We start from the raw sequence: 16,481 nt of genomic DNA, 5'->3' as shown, positions 1-16,481 counted from the left end.
GATGTCGCCGCCAGGCGACGAGCCGACCACACCAACTGACCCACCAGTCAACCCAAAATCGCAACTCCTTGCCCCACAACAAGATCCAACCCCCGTTACACCAACAACTCCCCAAGAGTTGCGATTTTCGCAACCCCCCATTACCGTCACGGCCCATGGACGAAACAGACCAGCTGAGAGAACGGGTCCGCCAGCTGATCCAGTCCACACCCGTCCCCCAGCGCGAATTCGCAGCCGCCATCGGCCTGGACCAAACCAAACTCTCCAAAGCCCTCAACGGCACCCGCCGCTTCTCCCCGCACGAACTGGTCCGCGTCGCCGAATACTCCGGCGTCACCGTGAACTGGCTGCTCAACGGCAGCGACGACGCCAAAACCGTCACCGCCGTCCCCGCCCCCGCCGCGGGAACCGCAAGCGAGCCCGACGACCCAGCACACTCCGAACCAAGACGGCGGATCCTGGAAACCGCCTGGCAGCTCATCGCCGAACGCGGCTACCACCGCGTCCGCATCGCCGACATCGCGCAGGCATGCGGCACCAGCACCGCAGCCATCCACTACCACTTCCCCACCAAAACCGAAGTCCTCGACGAAGCTTTACGGCGCAACGTAAAGCTCGCCTTCGACCGCCAGGTCGCCGAGCTGCACGCCGTGCCCGGCGCGCACGACCGGCTGCTGAAGCTCGTCGAGCTGCAGCTGCCGACCGAAGGCCTGCTGCGCGCCGAATGGTCGGTGTGGCTGCAGGTCTGGAACGAGGTCGCGCTCGACCCGCGGCTGCGTTCGCTCTACACCGATTCCTACGACCGCTGGTACCAGACCATTCTCATGACCATCCGCACCGGCCAGGAGCAGGGCGTGTTCCGCCTGGCCGACCCCGAGGCCGCCACCGCCCAGCTCACCGCGCTGATCGACGGCCTCGGCATCCAGGTGCTGACCGGGCGTCCCGGCAGCACGGTGGGCGCGATGCGCGCGCACCTGAACGACTTCATCGACCGCTCGATCGTCCAAGGAGCCTGATGAACCACGAGGTCATCGTCACCTGCGCGCTCACCGGCGCGGGGGACACCACCCGCCGGAGCCCGCACGTCCCGGTCAGCCCGGCGCAGATCGCCGAGAGCGCCATCGAGGCCGCCAATGCCGGCGCGGCCGTGGTGCACATCCACGTGCGCGAACCCGAAACCGGGGCGCCGTCGCGGGATGTCGCGCTGTATCGCGAGGCGGTGCGGCTGGTCAAAGAGTCCGGAGTGGACGTCGTCGTCAACCTCACCGCGGGCATGGGCGGCGACCTGGTCATCGACGCCGAGGACCCGCTCAAGCCGGTCGACGGCACCGACCTGGTCAACGCGCACGACCGGCTCCCGCACGTCGAGGAGCTGCTGCCGGACATCTGCACGCTCGATTGCGGTTCGCTCAACTTCGGCGAGGGCAACCAGCTTTACGTGTCCACTCCGGACATGCTGCGCACCGGCGCGAAGCGCATCCAGGAGCTCGGTGTGAAGCCCGAACTGGAGATCTTCGACACCGGAAACCTGTGGTTCGCCACGAAGATGGTCGAAGAAGGCCTCATCGACCCACCTCCGCTGTTCCAGCTCTGCATGGGCATCCCGTACGGCGCGCCGCCGGATCCCGGGCTACTGCAGGCGATGGTGCACCTGCTGCCGGAGGGCGCGCAGTGGGCGTCGTTCGCCATCGGCCGCGACCAGATGCCGTGGGTCGCGCAGTCGGTGCTGCTGGGCGGGCACGTCCGGGTCGGGCTGGAGGACAACCTCTACCTGGCGCGCGGCGTCAAGGCCACCAACGGCCAGCTCGTCGAACGCGCGGTGGACATCGTGCAGAAGCTCGGCGCGGACATCGCCACCCCGGACCGGGCGCGCGAAATCCTGGGGCTGAAGGAGCGCGTGCATGCCTGAGACCACCGAGACCACTGTGGACACTGTCGCCTGCATCGGAGCCGGGGTCATCGGCGGCGGCTGGGTCGCGCATTTCCTCGCCCAGGGCTTCGACGTCCGGGCCTGGGACCCCGCGCCGGACGCCGCCGAGAAGCTCGAACGGCTCGTCAACGCGGCGTGGCCCGCGCTCACCGAACTGGGCCTCAAGCCCGGCGCGAGCCGTGACCGGCTCACCGTCACCGGGACGCTCGCGGAGGCCGTCGACGGCGTGGGCTTCGTGCAAGAAAGCGCGCCGGAAGACCTTGCGCTGAAACAGAAACTGCTCGCTGACATCGACGCCGTCACCGCGCCGGACGTCGTGATCGCCTCCTCCACCTCCGGCTACGGCATGACCGAAATGCAGGTCGCCGCGAAGACGCCGGAACGGCTGGTGGTCGGGCATCCGTTCAACCCGCCGTACTTGATCCCGCTGGTCGAGGTCGCGGGCGGGAAGCTCAGCGCGCCGTGGGCGGTCGAGCAGGCCGCCGCGTTCTACCGGCGCGTCGGCAAGTCCGTGATCACGATGGACCGCGAGGTGCCCGGCTTCATCGCGAACCGGCTCCAGGAAGCGCTGTGGCGCGAGGCCCTGCACATGGTCGCGAACGGCGAGGCGACGGTCGAGCAGATCGACCTCGCGATCACCGACGGACCAGGCCTGCGCTGGCCGATCCAGGGCCCGATGCTGACGTTCCACCTGGCGGGCGGCGAGGGCGGTATGGCGCACATGCTGGACCACTTCGGACCGTCGCTGAAGTCGCCGTGGACCCGGCTCGAAGCGCCCGAACTCACCAAGGACCTGCGCGACGCCGTGGTCGCCGGTTGCGACGACGAAGCGGACGGGCAGACCATCGCCGACCTGATCGCCGAACGCGACCGGGCGGTCATCGCGATCCAGCGCGCGGTCGGGCAGACCCGTCGTGGCTGAGTACCGCGACCGGGTCCGTCCAGAGTGGATCGACTACAACGGCCACCTGTCCGAGCCCTACTACGTGCTCGTCTTCGGCGACGCGACCACCGCGCTGATGGACATCGTCGGCCTCGGCCCCGGCTACCGCGAGAGAACCGGGGCGTCGCTGTACACCGTGGAGGCGCACGTCCGGTACCTGCGCGAAGTCGGCGCGGACGCCGAACTCGAGGTGAGCACCTCCGTGCTGTCAGTCGGCGCGAAAAAGGTGCGGCTGTGCCACGAGATGCGGGTCGGCGGCGAACTCGTCGCGACCGAAGAGCTGTTGTGCCTGCACGTTTCCGGGGGCCGCGCGACGCCGTTCCCCGCCGAAATCGCCACCGCGCTCGACACGCATCTCGCCCCGGTCCCGGACTACGCGGGACGCGCCATCGCCTGATCCCCTCCCCCGCCGTGTCGTGCGCGGCGACGCCGATGAGAACCGGCGTCGCCGTGCACGGCACCCGCTCGAAAGTCACCCATGGAAGCCCGATGTAAACCGACCAACGTTTCCCGCCGCCGATTCCTCACGACCGCGCTCGCCGGCGCCGCGCTCGCCGGCACCGCACCCCTGCTGGCCGCCTGCGGCTCCACCGTCGCCGCGGCCGTGCCTTCCGGACCGCCGAAACGAGGCGGCACCCTCCGCGTCGGAGTCACCGGCGGAGGCGCGTCGGACACCCTCGACCCGCACATCCCCGCCACGAACCCGGACATCGCCCGGGTGCTCAACCTCTACGAACCGCTCCTGCTGCGCGATCACGACTACCGGCTCCAGATGCTGGTCGCCGAATCGCTGAAGCCCTCGCCGGACGCGCGCACCTGGACCGCCGTGCTGCGGTCGGGCATCCGCTTCCACGACGGCCGCCCGGTGACCCCGGCCGACGTCGTCGCGACCTTCCGCCGGATCACCGATCCGAAGGACCCGAAGAGCGGCGCGGCCGGGCTGACCATGCTCGGCGAGGTCGTCGCGACCGGCGACCGGACCGTCGAATTCCGCCTCACGTCCCCGAATTCCGGCTTCGACGACCTGCTCGGGCAGTACAGCCTCGGCATCGTCCCGGCCGATTTCGACGTCAAACGCCCGATCGGCACCGGCCCGTTCAAAGCCGACACCTTCACCGCCGGGCTGCAGAGCACCTTCGTGCGCAACGAGCATTACTGGCGGCCGGGCCAGCCGTACCTGGACCGGTTGTCGCTCATCAACTTCGCCGACGACGACGCCCGGATCAACGCGCTCCTCTCGTCCCAGGTGGACGCGATCGACCAGGTCCCGGTCGCGCTCGTGGACGTGCTCCGCAGCGATCCGCGGATCCAGGTGCTGCGCTCGGAAACCGGGACCTGGCTGCCGTTCACCATGCGCGTCGACCGGCCGCCGTTCGACGACGTCCGGGTGCGCCAAGCATTGCGCCTGGTGGTCGACCGCGAGCAGATGATCAACCAGGTGCTCAGCGGGCAGGGCCGGGTCGGCAACGACCTGTACGCGCCCCTCGACCCGGCGTACAACCGGCAGCTGCCGCAGCGGAAGCAGAACATCGCCGAGGCGAAACGGCTGCTCGCCGAGGCGGGCAAGCCGAATCTCGACATCGAACTGGTCACCGCGCCGATCCAGGCCGGTGCGGTCGAGGCCGCGCAGGTGTTCCAGCAGCAGGCCAAGGCGGCCGGCGTGAACGTGCGGATCCGGAAGATCGACACCACCACGTTCTACGGCGAGAACTACCTGTCCTGGGATTTCGCGCAGGACTTCTGGTACACGCGCAACTACCTGCCGCAGGTCGCGTCCGGCGCGCTGCCGAAAGCGCCGTACAACGAAACCCATTGGAACGACCCGGAATTCACCGATCTCGTCACGCGGGCGAGCGCCACGGTGGACCCGAAGGCACGCACGGAGCTGCTGCACCGGGCGCAGCAAATCGAGTACGAACGCGGCGGGCTGATCGTCTGGGGGTTCGTCGACCAGGTCGACGCCTACCAGTCCTATGTGGCCGGATTCGTGCCGGACCGGACCGGGATCTCGCTGTCGGGCTACCAGTTCCGCCAGGTCTGGCTCGGCACGGCGGAAGGAGGCGCGGCATGACCCGGCTGATCCTCAAACGGCTGCTCGTGAGCCTCGTGGTGCTGTGGCTGGTCACCCTGCTCGTGTTCGTCGCGACGCTGCTGCTGCCGGGCGACCCGGCGCGGGCCATCCTCGGCCAGCAGGCGACTCCGGAGCGGATCGCCGCGCTGCAGCACCAGCTGCACCTCGACGAACCGGTCTGGCAGCGCTATTTCTCGTGGCTGGGCGGCCTGTTCACCGGCGACCTCGGCACGTCGACCTCGACCCAGGGCCCGGTCACGACGCTGCTGGCGGACCGCGTGTCGGCCTCGCTCGTGCTGCTCGTGCTCGCCGCGGTGATCGCCACCCCGCTCGGGCTCGCGTTCGGCACCTGGACCGCGATGCGCCGCGGCCGCGCCAGCGACCAGGTCGTGTCCGGCATCAGCCTGGTGATCGCCGCGCTGCCGGAGTTCGTGATCGGCGTGGCGCTCATCGTCCTCTTCGCGACGACGGTGTTCCGCGTCCTGCCTTCCGTCACCCTCACGCCACCAGGCGAAGCGGTCTGGGCGCAACCGAGTCAGCTCGTGTTGCCGGTGCTCACGCTCGTGCTCGTCGTGACGCCGTACATCACGCGGATGATGCGCGCGACGATGAGCGAGGTCCTCGATTCCGGGTACGTGGAAATGGCGCGGCTCAAGGGAATGCGCGAGCGGACGGTGCTGCTGCGGCACGCTCTGCCGCACGCGGTCGGGCCGGTCGCGCAGGTCGTCGCGATCCAGCTGGCGTGGCTGGCCGGCGGCGTCGTGGTGGTCGAATTCCTCTTCCGCTACCCCGGGATCGGCCAGGCGCTGATCGACGCGGTCGGCAAGCGCGACGTCGCCGTCGTCCAGGCGGTGACGCTGTTGATCGCGGCGGTCTACATCGTGGTGAACCTGCTGGCCGACGTGATCGGCATCCTCGCCGATCCCAAGCTCCGGACGGAGGCAGTGCGATGACCGCGGTCGAAGAAGAACAGGTGGTGCCCGCCGTCCCGGAGACGCCGCCGCGCGCGGCCGGGCTGATCCGCACCGCTTGGGCGTTCCCGCAGGCCAAGGTCGGCACCGTACTGGCCGGAGTCGTCATTCTGGTGGCGCTGCTCGGACCGTGGCTCGGCCCGGTCATCACCGGGCACACCACCACGGACTTCGCCGGAAAGCCGTTCAAGCCGGACGGCCTCATGGGCACCGACGGCCTCGGCCGCGACGTCCTCACCCGCTTCCTGGCGGGCGGCACCACCCTGCTGCTGTACGCGGTCCTCGCCACGGCGCTCGGCATCGTGCTCGGCGCGCTGCTCGGCATGATCGCCGGGTACGGCGGCGGCTGGCTGGACAGCCTGCTGATGCGCGGCAACGACGTGCTGCTGTCGTTCCCGCAGCTGGTCATCGCGCTGCTGGCGATCGCGGTGATCGGCCCGAAGGGCTGGCTGCTCGTGCTGGTCATCGGGTTGACGCACGCGCCGCGGACCGCGCGGGTCGCCCGGCAGGCCACGGTTTCGGTGCGCAACCACGACTACATCCGCGCGGCCGAGATGTACGCCGTGCCGCGCAGCCGGATCCTGCTGCGCGAAATCCTGCCGAACATCACCGGCCCGCTCATGGTGGAGCTGGGGCTGCGGCTGACGTATTCGATCGGGTACATCGCCTCGCTGTCGTTCCTCGGACTCGGCATCCAGCCGCCCGCCGCGGACTGGGGCCTGATGATCAACGAGAACCGGATCGCGCTCGTCGTGCAGCCGTGGGGCGTGCTGCTCCCGGTCGCCGCGATCGCGGTGCTGGCCGTCGGCACGAACCTCGTCGCCGACTCGCTCGCCTCGGCCGCGGCCGGGCGGACCCGGGAGGCACGAGCATGACGACCGCTCTGGAGGTGACCGGACTGGCCGTGCGCACGACGGCGGGCCGCCCGGTGCTGCATTCGGTGTCCTACGAGATCGCGCCCGGCGAGGTCCTCGCGCTCGTCGGGGAATCCGGCTCCGGCAAGACGACCGCCGGATTGGCCGCGCTCGGCCATTTCCGCCGCGGGCTGACGGCCGGCGGCGGCCAGGTGCTGCTGCACCCGCGCGACGGCGAACCGGTCGACGTCCTGACGCTCGACGACGCCGCGCGCCGCCAGTTGCGGGGCAGCGCGGTCGCGTACATCCCGCAGGACCCGGCGCTGTCGCTCAACCCGGCGCTGCGCGTCGGCCGGCAGATCGCCGAGGTGCTGGAAACGCACGGCTACTCCGGGTCCGTCGACGAGCGCGTGGCCGAGGTGCTCGCCGAGGTCGGGTTGCCGTCCGACGAGGCCTACCAGCGGCGATACCCGCATCAGCTGTCCGGCGGGCAGCAGCAGCGGGTCGGCATCGCGATGGCGTTCGCGTGCCGCCCGAGCGTCGTGGTGCTGGACGAGCCCACCACCGGCCTGGATGTGAAGACGCAGGCGCTGGTGCTGGAAACGGTCCGGCAGCTGACGTCCGAGCACGGTGTCGCGGCGCTCTACATCACGCACGACCTCGCCGTCGTGGCGCAGCTCGCGGACCGCGTTGCCGTGATGTACCAAGGAGATCTGGTCGAATGCGGCGTCGCTGACGACGTGTTGCGGCGGCCGAAGCACGCGTACACGAAGCGGCTTCTCGCTGCGGTGCCCGACCTCGATGCGGAGCCCGCCACCGCTCCCCCGCCGGACGACGCGGTGCTGGCCGCGCGCGACATCCGGGTGTCCTACGGGCAGCAGAAGGTATTGCGCGGCATCGACCTCGCCGTGACGCGCGGGGAAAGCGTAATGCTGCTCGGCGAGTCCGGTTCCGGGAAAACCACGCTGTCGCAGTGCATCGCCGGGCTCAATCGCGGTTTCACCGGCACCGTCGCGCTCGAAGGCACTCCGCTGGCTCCGGCGGCCCGGCAGCGCAGCACTGACGAACTGCGGCGGATCCAGTACGTCTTCCAGAGCCCGTTCTCATCGCTGAACCCGCGCAAGACGATCGCGCAGTCGATCGAGGTTCCGTTGGTGCGCTTGACGTCTCTCTCCCGCACCGAGCGCCGGAAACGCGTCGCCGAGACGCTGGACCGGGTCCGCCTGCGGCAAGACCTCGCGAACCGGTTGCCGGACCAGCTCAGCGGCGGCGAACGACAGCGCGCGGCGATCGCCCGCGCGCTGGTGACCACGCCGGACGTCCTGGTGTGCGACGAGGTCACCTCCGCGCTGGACGTCTCCGTGCAGGCCACCATCGTCGAACTGCTCGGCGAACTGCGCCGGGAACTCGGCATGGCGATGCTGTTCGTGACGCACAACATCGCCCTGGCCCCGGAGGTGGCGGACCGGATCGCGGTCCTGCGCGGCGGCGAGATCGTCGAGGAAGGCACTGTCGAGACGGTGCTGAACTCGCCGTCGCACGAGTACACCAGCGAACTTCTCGCTACGACGCCGAGGCTGTGAGGAGCCGAATGACTGTCAACGGTGCGGTAAAACCCGGTTACGAGGGCGTGCGGGAAGCGTTCGGCGACCTCATCGAGGCCACCACTGGCGGAGCCGCGTTCAGCGTGTTCCGCGACGGCGCACCGGTGGTGGAACTGTGGGGCGGCTCGGCCGCGGACGGCGTGCCGTGGACCGAGGACACCCGCGCCGTGTTGTTCAGCGGCACCAAGGGCGTGGTCGCGACCATCCTGGCGATGCTGACCGCGCAGGGGAAGCTCGACCCGGACGAACGCGTCGCCCGCTACTGGCCGGAGTTCGCCGCGGCAGGCAAGGAGGACGTGCCGGTCTCGCAGGTCCTCTCGCACACCGTCGGCCTGCCCTACGTCGAGCCGGACCTGCCGATGCTGGACAACGCGGCGAACGCCGAGGCCCTCGCCGCCCAGCGTCCATTGTGGGCTCCCGGGACGAAGGTCGCGTACCACGCGCTCACCTACGGCTACCTCGCCACCGAACTGGCCCGGCGCGTCACCGGAGCGGACCTGGGTGTCCTCATCCGCGACCTCCTCGCCGAGCCGCACGGCCTCGACCTGCGGCTCGGCACCCCGCCGACCGTCCCGGTCGCCACACTGCGGCGCGCGCCCGGGTACCGGATCAGCACCTTCCTCCAGGACGAGGAACGCCGCCGGATCGTCGAACGGATGTACCGCGGACTGCTCGATTCGGGCGACTCGATGAACTCGCCGGAGTACCGCGGCGCGACGCTGGCGGCGGGCGGCGCGGTCGGCACCGCGACCGCGATGGCCCGCCTCTACGACCTGCTGCGTTCGGGCGGACTCGTCCCCGCCGACGTCCTCGCCCGGGCCACCCGCACCTGGTCCGAGGGCATCGACGCGATCAACGACCGCCCGCTGCGCTTCGGCCTCGGCTTCGAACTGGCCGACCCGATCGGCACCTACGGCCCCGCCGACGCCGACCCCGCCGCTTTCGGCCACTCCGGGGCCGGCGGCGGCCGCCACGGCGCGTGGCCGGCCCGGGGTTTGTCGTTCTCGTTCGTGACGAACGAACTCCAGGCCGAGGACGTCGACCACCGGGCGTCGTCGCTTCTGGCGGCGCTGCACGAGGCCGCCTGACCTACCGTGGGGAGATGCGGATCGTCTCCCTGCTGCCCGCCGCCACCGACCTCGTCGCCACGCTCGGCAAGGCGGGCGACCTCGTCGGCCGCACCCACGAATGCGACTGGCCCGCCGAGGTCGCGTCGGTGCCGGTGGTGACCGCCGCGGACCTCGATTCCGACACGCTGACCAGCCGCGAAATCTCCACCGCCGTCGGCGCGTCCCACCAGGGTTCGTCGCTCTACTCGGTCGACGTCAGCCAGTTGGCCGCCCTCGCACCCGACGTCGTGCTCACGCAAGACCTGTGCGAGGTCTGCGCGGTGTCCTACACCCGCGTCGCCGCGGCAGTGCGGATGCTCGATGCCGGACCGCGCGTGCTCAGCCTGGAACCGCGCACCCTGGAGGAGGTCCTCGACTGCTTGACCACCCTCGGCGACGCGCTGGCCGTCCCGGATGTCGCCGCCGCCCGGGTCGCCGAACTCCGCTCACGACTAGCGACTGTCCGCCGCCGGGTCGCTGGACTTCCCCGGCCGCGCGTGGTCGCGCTGGAATGGCTCGACCCGCTCTGGCCAGCCGGACATTGGGTGCCCGAACAAATCTCCGCCGCCGGCGGGAACCCACTGCTCGCGGAACCGGGCGAGCACACGAAACCGATGCCGTGGGACGCCGTGGTCGCCGCCCGTCCGGACGTCCTGCTCGTCCTCCCCTGCGGCTTCTCCCCGGACCGGACCGAGTCGGAGTTGGACGTCCTCACCTCGCTGCCCGGCTGGACCGACCTGCCCGCGGTCCGGAACGACCGGGTCTGGCTCCTCGACGGCCCGTCCTATTTCAACCGCCCCGGCCCTCGAGTGGTGCGCGGAGCAGAGATCCTCGCGACGGTTCTGCACGACATTCCCGCCGATCCCCCGGTCAGCCGTGCGGAAGCCCGGCGGACCTGACTCAGCCGCTCGAAAAAATCCCCCGACCGGGAAGCCGCGGACCCACTTTCGCGTTGTCTCTCAAGCAGAACCGGCACGGAATGGGGTGGGTCGCTTGAGCTCTCCCGAACGGCACGCGGCGGACTACCCGGCACCCCGCCTCGCCGTCGATCTCCCGATCGCAGCCCTCCTCATCGCCTCCCTCGCGCATTGGATCCGCGGCGCCCCCGCCGACGGCGTGATCTTCTTCGCCGCCGCGATCCTGCTGCTCTTCACCGAACGCCACACCACCCCCGCCGATGCCCTGCTCCCCGCCACCCGCCTGCCCGGCGCCTCGCTGATCGTCGCCGCTGCCCTCGTCGCGCTGGCCTTCGGCCGCCACACCGTGCCGATGTTCCTGGCCGTCACCGCGATCGGCGTCGGCGCTCTCGTCGTGGAGTGGCGGGACCCCTCGCTCCCCGCGCAACCGGTCCCGCGCCGCGGCTGGCTGTGGGTCGCGCTGGCGATCTCCTGGTGTCTCTGGGAGCTCGTTTCCTTCATCTACGAACAAGCCGCAGGCGGGCTCTCCCTCACGCATCCCACGATGAGCGACCTCGTCGACCCGATGCTCGACAACCGCGTCGTCCAGGCGCTCGCGATCGGCGTCTGGGTCGCCGCCGGGCTGGCGATGCTGCGCGCCGCCGCCACCGCGAGGAGGACGGCATGAGCAGCAGGCTGATCACCGAAATCGGCTTCGGCGCGATCGTGGCCGCCGCCCTGCTGCTGTGGCTGGGCAGCCACCTGCTCCCGAAGAAAATCCCGCCGCTGACCCGCGTCCTCTCCGCCCTGATGCGCAAGCGGTCCACCCGGATCGCGCTCGTGCTGGCGTGGTGGTGGGTCGGCTGGCACTTCTTCGTCCAGAGCTGACCCCCACCCTCGGCGTAATCATCGATTATTTCTGCTATGGTCGATGATATGAACGAACGTCTCGAGGTCTCCCGGCTCATCCCCGCCCCCGCCAGCGCCGTCTTCGCAGTCCTCACCGATCCGCAGGGCCACGTCGACATCGACGCGTCCGGAATGCTCATGGACGCCGAAGGCGGGCCGGTCACCCAGGCCGGCGACCGGTTCGTCGTCCACATGGACCGCGAAGCGCTCGGCGACCGGCCGCTGGGCAAGTACGACGTCGAGGTCGTCATCACGAAACTGGTCCCGGACCAGGAGATCGCCTGGACCGTCGAAGGCAGCCTCCGCCCGCACGTCCGGCACATCTACGGCTACCGGCTGGAACCCGCCGAGGACGGCACCCGCGTCACGTCCTACTACGACTGGTCCGAACTCAGCGAGGAGTGGAAGGAGCGCCTGACCTTCCCGGTCGTCCCCGAATCCGCTCTGAAGGCGACCCTCGGCATCCTGGAGCGCACCGTCCGCCGCCGAGCCGCCTAGCGGTACCGGAACGCGGTCGGCTTGCCCTGCTCCGCCAGATACTGCTCGAAGGTGACCACGCCGTCCGCGTGCTCCGGCGCCAGGTTCGCGCCGTCCGCGTAACCCCGGGCGACCCGTCCCGGCGCCGGCACCGAAACGAGCCGTTTGTCCTTCCCGGACGCGGCGAGCAGGGCACGCGCCAGATCGGCCGTCGTCCGCACCTCCGGTCCGCCGAAGTCCGCGACCCGCCCCCGCGGTTCGCCCTGCGCCAGTTCCAGCAGCCGGGCCGCGACGTCGCGCACGTCGACGGGCTGGAAGCGGAACTTCGGCACCGGCACCACCGGCAGCCGCGCGGCTCCGGCGAGGATCGTCCGCACCAGCGAGTGGAACTGCGTCGCCCGCAGGATCGTGTGCGGCATCCCGGAACCCGCGATCAGCTTCTCGGCTGCCAGTTTCGCCTGGTAGTAGCCGAGCGGGATCCTGTCGACGCCGACGATCGAGACGTACACCAGATGCGGTGTCTGCCCGCTCCACCGCGCGGCTTCGACGAGCATGCGGACTGTCTCGACTTCCCGGCGGTAGTCCGTCGCGCAATGAATCACCGTGCCGACCCCAGCGACCGCGACGTCGATCCCCCGCCCGGTGCGCAGGTCGCCGGCCGTCCACTGGACCCCTTCGCCGGACCGCCTCCGCCGGCTCAACGCCCGCACCGGAACCTCCGCGGCCCGGAGCCGTTCCACGACCACCCGGCCCAGTTGTCCGCTTCCGCCGGTGACGAGGATCTGCTCGGCCACGTGGTTCCTCCCGCTGCCGCACCGCCCGGGCTCAGCCGGCTTACGCCCGCCATCCTGGCACGCCTCACGGCACCCGGGTCAAAACCTCGAACGCCACCGCACCGTCGGCTCATCCGCAGCATGCCGTGATCAGCCCCGACGTCGCCTCATTCCCCCGAGCTCAGCCGACTCTCACCCGCCAACCAGACACGCCTCACGCCACCCGGGTCAAAACCTCGAACGCCACCGCACCGTCGGCTCATCCGCCGCGTCCCGCCGCGGCGCGTCCTTCCGCAACAACACCGACAACCGCCCGTACGCCGTGATCAGCTCCGACGTCGCCTCATTCCCCCGCCCGGCCCGGGCATGCTCGAACCCCTGCCGCAACGCGGCCAGCGCGCCCGGTTCCGCCGTCGCGAGCAGGCCAGCCGCCTCGGAAACCGTCTCGGCGAGCCCGTCGAGCATGGCGTTCGTTTCCGGCCGTCCGGGCGCGACAGTGAGCACCGGCGACAGCACCCGCAGCTGGTGGTGCAGCCGGTACAGCACGGCAAGCGGATCGTTCTGCTCAGCACCGTCCATCGTGCTCTCCTCCGCTCCGTCCCCGGGGAGACGAGGCGGAGGCTCCCCCATGACGCCAGGCGCCCGATTGACTTCGCTCAGGAGTCCTCTGCCTCCAACCCGTCCCGGTCGGCCCACTCCAGCAACGGCTCGAGCGAGTACGCCACGTCGTCGATCCCCGCGTGCAGGTCGCCGAGTTCGGCGAACCGCGCGGGCACGGTCGCGATCGTGCAGTCGTGCGGGTCGACGTCGTCGACCTCGTCCCAGCGGATCGGCGTCGACACCAGCGCCTCGGGCACCCCGCGCACCGAATAGGCGCTGGCGATCGTGTGGTCCCGGGCGTTCTGGTTGTAGTCCACGAACAGCTTCTTCGGGTCGCGGTCCTTGCGCCACCAGGTGGTGGTGACCTCGTCCGGAGCCCGCCGCTCGACCTCGCGCGCGAACGCCAGCGCGGCCCGGCGGACGTCGGCGAACCCCCAGCGCGGTTCGATCCGCACGTAGATGTGCATCCCGCTGCCGCCGGACGTCTTCGGCCAGCCGCGGATGTCCAGTTCGCCGAGGATCTCCTCGGCGACGTGCGCGACCCGGCGGACCGTGTCGAATCCGCAGTCCGGCATCGGGTCGAGGTCGATCCGCCATTCGTCGGGCCGCTCGGTGTCCGCGCGCCGGGAATTCCAGGGATGGAACTCCACAGTGGACATCTGCACCGCCCACGCGACGTGCGCCAGCTCGGTCACGCACAGCTCGTCGGCGTGCCGGTGGTAGCGCGGGAACTGCACCCGCACCGTCTCCAGCCACGGCGGCGCACCGTTCGGCACCCGCTTCTGGTGCACCTTCTCGCCGGCCACCCCGGACGGGAACCGGTGCAGCATGCACGGCCGTTCCCGCAGCGCGCGCACGATCCCGTCGCCGACCGACAGGTAGTAGCGGACGAGATCGAGCTTCGTCTCGCCGCGCGCCGGGAAGTAGACCCGGTCCGGGTTGGACACCCGGACCGTCCGGTCCCCCACCTCGAGCTCGACGGCCTCGCCCTTAGCCATGCCACCGACCGTATCCGGAAACGGCCCGGCGCGTCAGCGCCCGAACGGCACGAGGGTGAAACGCCTGCCCGCCGCGGCGCCGGCCGCTCGCCGCCGGATCGGTCAATTCGGCAACGCAGCCAGCACGGAGCGATCCAGTTTGTACACCGTGACCGTGCCCGACCGGAACGCCACCGAGAGGCCGGGAAGGCCGTCCAGGTTCTGCAGTCCCGGAGCCAGCTCGAACGTCGGCGCGGTGTACCAGCTGTTCGGCGAACCGGGTCCCGCGCCCATGGTCGGCGCTTTGCTGTCCACGTAGACGTAGCCGATGTTGAGCGACAACACGGTTTTCCGGATGTTCGGGTCGGTCGGATAGTCGCGGAACGAGCGCAGCAGCTCATAGGTCACCGGCTCGAGGGCCGAGCCGAGCGTGACCACGTTGACCACCGGCACCCGGTCCTCGACGTACGCGTAGGTCGAGCCGTCGTTGGCGCTGTTCATCAGCCGTTCGCCGGGCTTGATGTGCTCCTCGACGAACTTCGCCGCCCGCTTGTCGTCGTCGTTGACCCGGGTGAACTCCGGCTTCGCGTAGCGGCTGGCGATCACCTGGGCGTTGCGGTGTTCGTAGGGCACCGCGGCGTAGGCGACATATCCGGCCATCATGACCGCGAGCAACGCGGCGGAAACCGGACCGGCGAACCGGCGGACACGACTGAACACCGCCGCGTTCTTCGGCATCCCCGCCAAGCGAATGATTCCGACCGCCACGAATACGACCGCGATAGCCGCCAGCACCGGAATGAACAGGGAAATGTGCGACTGAATGCGCACATACGATTTGTAGAACGGCGATCCGACCATCGAGCCGATGCCCGACCACGGGTGCACCTTGAAATCGACGACGATCGCCAGCCAGGCCAGCCACATCGCGGCGACACCCCACGCGCGGCGGAGCACCACGACGACCAGCACCCCGACCAGCGCGAGCACACCCGCGCTGAGCTGCGAGAAGATGCCGTGCGGATCGAAATAGCCGCCGTAGGTGAGCTTGAGGTTGGTCGACAATGCGTCGCCGAACCGGCCCGGCGGGATGTCCGGCGACCAGGTCCCGGTGCGTGTGGCCTGGCTCGCCGAGCCCAGCAGCGTGGTCGCCGAGGCGAGCGCGGCCACCAGCCCCGCCGCCAGCAGCACCGGCCACTGCCCGCGCAGGATTTCCCGGCCCCGCTTCGTGAACGCCTCGACGATCCAGAACACCACGACGCTGAGACCGACGGTGGCGGCCACGCTCGGGTGGACCGAGAACACCCCGGCCACCCCGAGGCCCAGCACGAACGCCCGCAGCCAGCGCGAGCCCGGTCCCCATCCGCGGAGCCCGCCCACCGAGATCAGCGCCGCGATCACGCCGGGAGCCATGCTCATCGCGGCCGCGTTCGGCGCGATCCCGCCGTCGTGCAGCAGCTGCACGCCCGGCCGGTACAGCCCGGCCGCGACCAGCGCCGCGACCCCGCCGGCGAGGGCGGTCCAGCCCGATCCGGCGCGCAGCCTGCGGAACACCGCGGCCGCGAGCGCCGCCGAGCCGAGCACGAACACCGGCCCGGTGATCAGGGCGTTCATCACGTTGAAGCCGGTGATCGGCCCGCCGGTCAGCTGGCCCGAGAGCGCCGCGGGCAGCGGCAGCCCGGACGGGTAGAACGACACCGGCTGCCCGGTGAGCACGTCGATCGGCAGGAGGTCCCACGGCGCGGCCCGGCCGGTGTCGCTGATGTAGGCCACCAGCACCATGTGGATGATCGTGTCGTGTTCCTGCGGGTACGTGTCCCAGGAGCCGAGGCCGCCGTGCCATTGCTGCAGGGCGAGCGCGACGGCGCCCAGCACCAGCACCGCGGCGCCGAGCTTGGCCGCCAGCAGCCACCGGCCGGTCAGCGCGGGCAGCAGCGAGGTGTCCGGCTCCTCGACCGGCGCGGGCTCGGTGCGGCCGCGGCGCAGCCACGCGATGCCGAAGACGATCGCGGACAGCAGCAGGGTCACCGCGAGCGCGAGCGGAATCCCGAAGGACAGCCCGGGAATGCCGGACGCCAGCCCGGCCAGGCCGTAGACGCCGACGCTGACCGGCGCGGTCAGCGCGGCGAGCCACAATTTGTCCCGGACGCCGGCGGCGAGTTGCACCAGAAGCCCCGGCACGGCGAGAACGGCCAGCCCCGCCAGCGGGTACAAAAGCAGACTCACGGCGAAGACCACCCAATCTCGTGAAGAACTCGTTGGATTCCACTGGGAACTGCATCTGTACTGAAGACTGGGGCCGCCGGTCGCGCATCGAAGACGGAACTTCCGATATGCCTTCGATTTCGACGTGCTGCCTTCCCGCCG

Annotated in this window: 17 protein-coding genes; 13 read left to right on the top strand and 4 right to left on the bottom strand. The window is 70.4% G+C overall.

All coding sequences use genetic code 11. From position 1 onward, the window contains the following. Positions 1 to 155: 155 nt before the first annotated feature. From WA670_RS14065 to WA670_RS14005, 13 genes are all read left to right on the top strand, one after another. On the top strand, positions 156 to 1,016 hold the full coding sequence (locus WA670_RS14065; protein ID WP_134732304.1) for a TetR/AcrR family transcriptional regulator: 861 nt from the start codon (positions 156 to 158) through the stop codon (positions 1,014 to 1,016). Beyond that, a complete protein-coding gene (locus WA670_RS14060) occupies positions 1,016 to 1,909 on the top strand; it encodes a 3-keto-5-aminohexanoate cleavage protein (RefSeq protein WP_043833189.1) in 894 nt (297 codons plus the stop codon). The genes WA670_RS14065 and WA670_RS14060 overlap by 1 nt, the downstream gene beginning before the upstream one ends. Next, positions 1,902 to 2,852 carry a 3-hydroxyacyl-CoA dehydrogenase NAD-binding domain-containing protein gene (locus tag WA670_RS14055; RefSeq protein WP_336157935.1) on the top strand — a complete coding sequence of 317 codons (951 nt, stop codon included), beginning with the start codon at positions 1,902 to 1,904 and terminating at the stop codon, positions 2,850 to 2,852. The genes WA670_RS14060 and WA670_RS14055 overlap by 8 nt, the downstream gene beginning before the upstream one ends. Next, positions 2,845 to 3,270 (top strand): thioesterase family protein, encoded by a 426-nt coding sequence (locus tag WA670_RS14050; RefSeq protein ID WP_037805900.1) that lies wholly within the window; start codon positions 2,845 to 2,847, stop codon positions 3,268 to 3,270. Before WA670_RS14055 ends, WA670_RS14050 begins: the two co-directional genes overlap by 8 nt. Positions 3,271 to 3,351: 81 nt before the next feature. Beyond that, complete coding sequence (locus tag WA670_RS14045; RefSeq protein WP_336157934.1) at positions 3,352 to 4,944, top strand: ABC transporter substrate-binding protein; 1,593 nt, start codon at positions 3,352 to 3,354, stop codon at positions 4,942 to 4,944. Further along, the gene (locus tag WA670_RS14040; RefSeq protein WP_336157933.1) at positions 4,941 to 5,897 is read left to right on the top strand and encodes an ABC transporter permease; all 957 of its coding nucleotides are present in this window, start codon (positions 4,941 to 4,943) and stop codon (positions 5,895 to 5,897) included. Before WA670_RS14045 ends, WA670_RS14040 begins: the two co-directional genes overlap by 4 nt. Beyond that, a complete protein-coding gene (locus tag WA670_RS14035) occupies positions 5,894 to 6,790 on the top strand; it encodes an ABC transporter permease (RefSeq protein ID WP_134661523.1) in 897 nt (298 codons plus the stop codon). The genes WA670_RS14040 and WA670_RS14035 overlap by 4 nt, the downstream gene beginning before the upstream one ends. Next, entirely contained in the window at positions 6,787 to 8,352 is a 1,566-nt protein-coding gene (locus WA670_RS14030) for an ATP-binding cassette domain-containing protein (RefSeq protein ID WP_238606009.1), read from the top strand. The genes WA670_RS14035 and WA670_RS14030 overlap by 4 nt, the downstream gene beginning before the upstream one ends. An 8-nt stretch (positions 8,353 to 8,360) precedes the next feature. Then, positions 8,361 to 9,461 carry a serine hydrolase domain-containing protein gene (locus WA670_RS14025; RefSeq protein WP_238606008.1) on the top strand — a complete coding sequence of 367 codons (1,101 nt, stop codon included), beginning with the start codon at positions 8,361 to 8,363 and terminating at the stop codon, positions 9,459 to 9,461. Between the two features lie 14 nt (positions 9,462 to 9,475). Beyond that, the gene (locus tag WA670_RS14020; RefSeq protein WP_238606007.1) at positions 9,476 to 10,381 is read left to right on the top strand and encodes a cobalamin-binding protein; all 906 of its coding nucleotides are present in this window, start codon (positions 9,476 to 9,478) and stop codon (positions 10,379 to 10,381) included. Between the two features lie 94 nt (positions 10,382 to 10,475). Continuing rightward, on the top strand, positions 10,476 to 11,066 hold the full coding sequence (locus tag WA670_RS14015) for a hypothetical protein (RefSeq protein ID WP_336157932.1): 591 nt from the start codon (positions 10,476 to 10,478) through the stop codon (positions 11,064 to 11,066). Beyond that, the gene (locus tag WA670_RS14010) at positions 11,063 to 11,266 is read left to right on the top strand and encodes a DUF6186 family protein (protein ID WP_134732316.1); all 204 of its coding nucleotides are present in this window, start codon (positions 11,063 to 11,065) and stop codon (positions 11,264 to 11,266) included. The genes WA670_RS14015 and WA670_RS14010 overlap by 4 nt, the downstream gene beginning before the upstream one ends. Before the next feature lie 48 nt (positions 11,267 to 11,314). Then, positions 11,315 to 11,785: an SRPBCC family protein gene (locus WA670_RS14005; RefSeq protein WP_336157931.1), complete on the top strand. Its 471-nt coding sequence runs from the start codon at positions 11,315 to 11,317 to the stop codon at positions 11,783 to 11,785. Here the strand turns inward: WA670_RS14005 and WA670_RS14000 are convergent. The 4 genes from WA670_RS14000 to WA670_RS13985 form a co-directional block, all read right to left on the bottom strand. After that, positions 11,782 to 12,558 carry an SDR family oxidoreductase gene (locus WA670_RS14000; protein WP_336157930.1) on the bottom strand — a complete coding sequence of 259 codons (777 nt, stop codon included), beginning with the start codon at positions 12,556 to 12,558 and terminating at the stop codon, positions 11,782 to 11,784. The genes WA670_RS14005 and WA670_RS14000 overlap by 4 nt on opposite strands. 207 nt (positions 12,559 to 12,765) lie before the next feature. Beyond that, positions 12,766 to 13,116: a hypothetical protein gene (locus WA670_RS13995; protein WP_238606003.1), complete on the bottom strand. Its 351-nt coding sequence runs from the start codon at positions 13,114 to 13,116 to the stop codon at positions 12,766 to 12,768. Positions 13,117 to 13,193: 77 nt separating this feature from the next. Further along, a complete protein-coding gene (gene ligD / locus WA670_RS13990) occupies positions 13,194 to 14,135 on the bottom strand; it encodes a non-homologous end-joining DNA ligase (protein WP_037805886.1) in 942 nt (313 codons plus the stop codon). Between the two features lie 102 nt (positions 14,136 to 14,237). Next, entirely contained in the window at positions 14,238 to 16,340 is a 2,103-nt protein-coding gene (locus WA670_RS13985) for a DUF6541 family protein (RefSeq protein WP_336157929.1), read from the bottom strand. Between the last annotated feature and the right edge of the window lie 141 nt (positions 16,341 to 16,481).

It is taken from the genome of Amycolatopsis sp. VC5-11 (assembly GCF_037034185.1).
In the GTDB taxonomy this organism is placed as follows: domain Bacteria; phylum Actinomycetota; class Actinomycetes; order Mycobacteriales; family Pseudonocardiaceae; genus Amycolatopsis; species Amycolatopsis nivea.
Note: the sequence above shows the minus strand (reverse complement) of the source record. Positions and strands in the feature narration are given on the sequence as shown.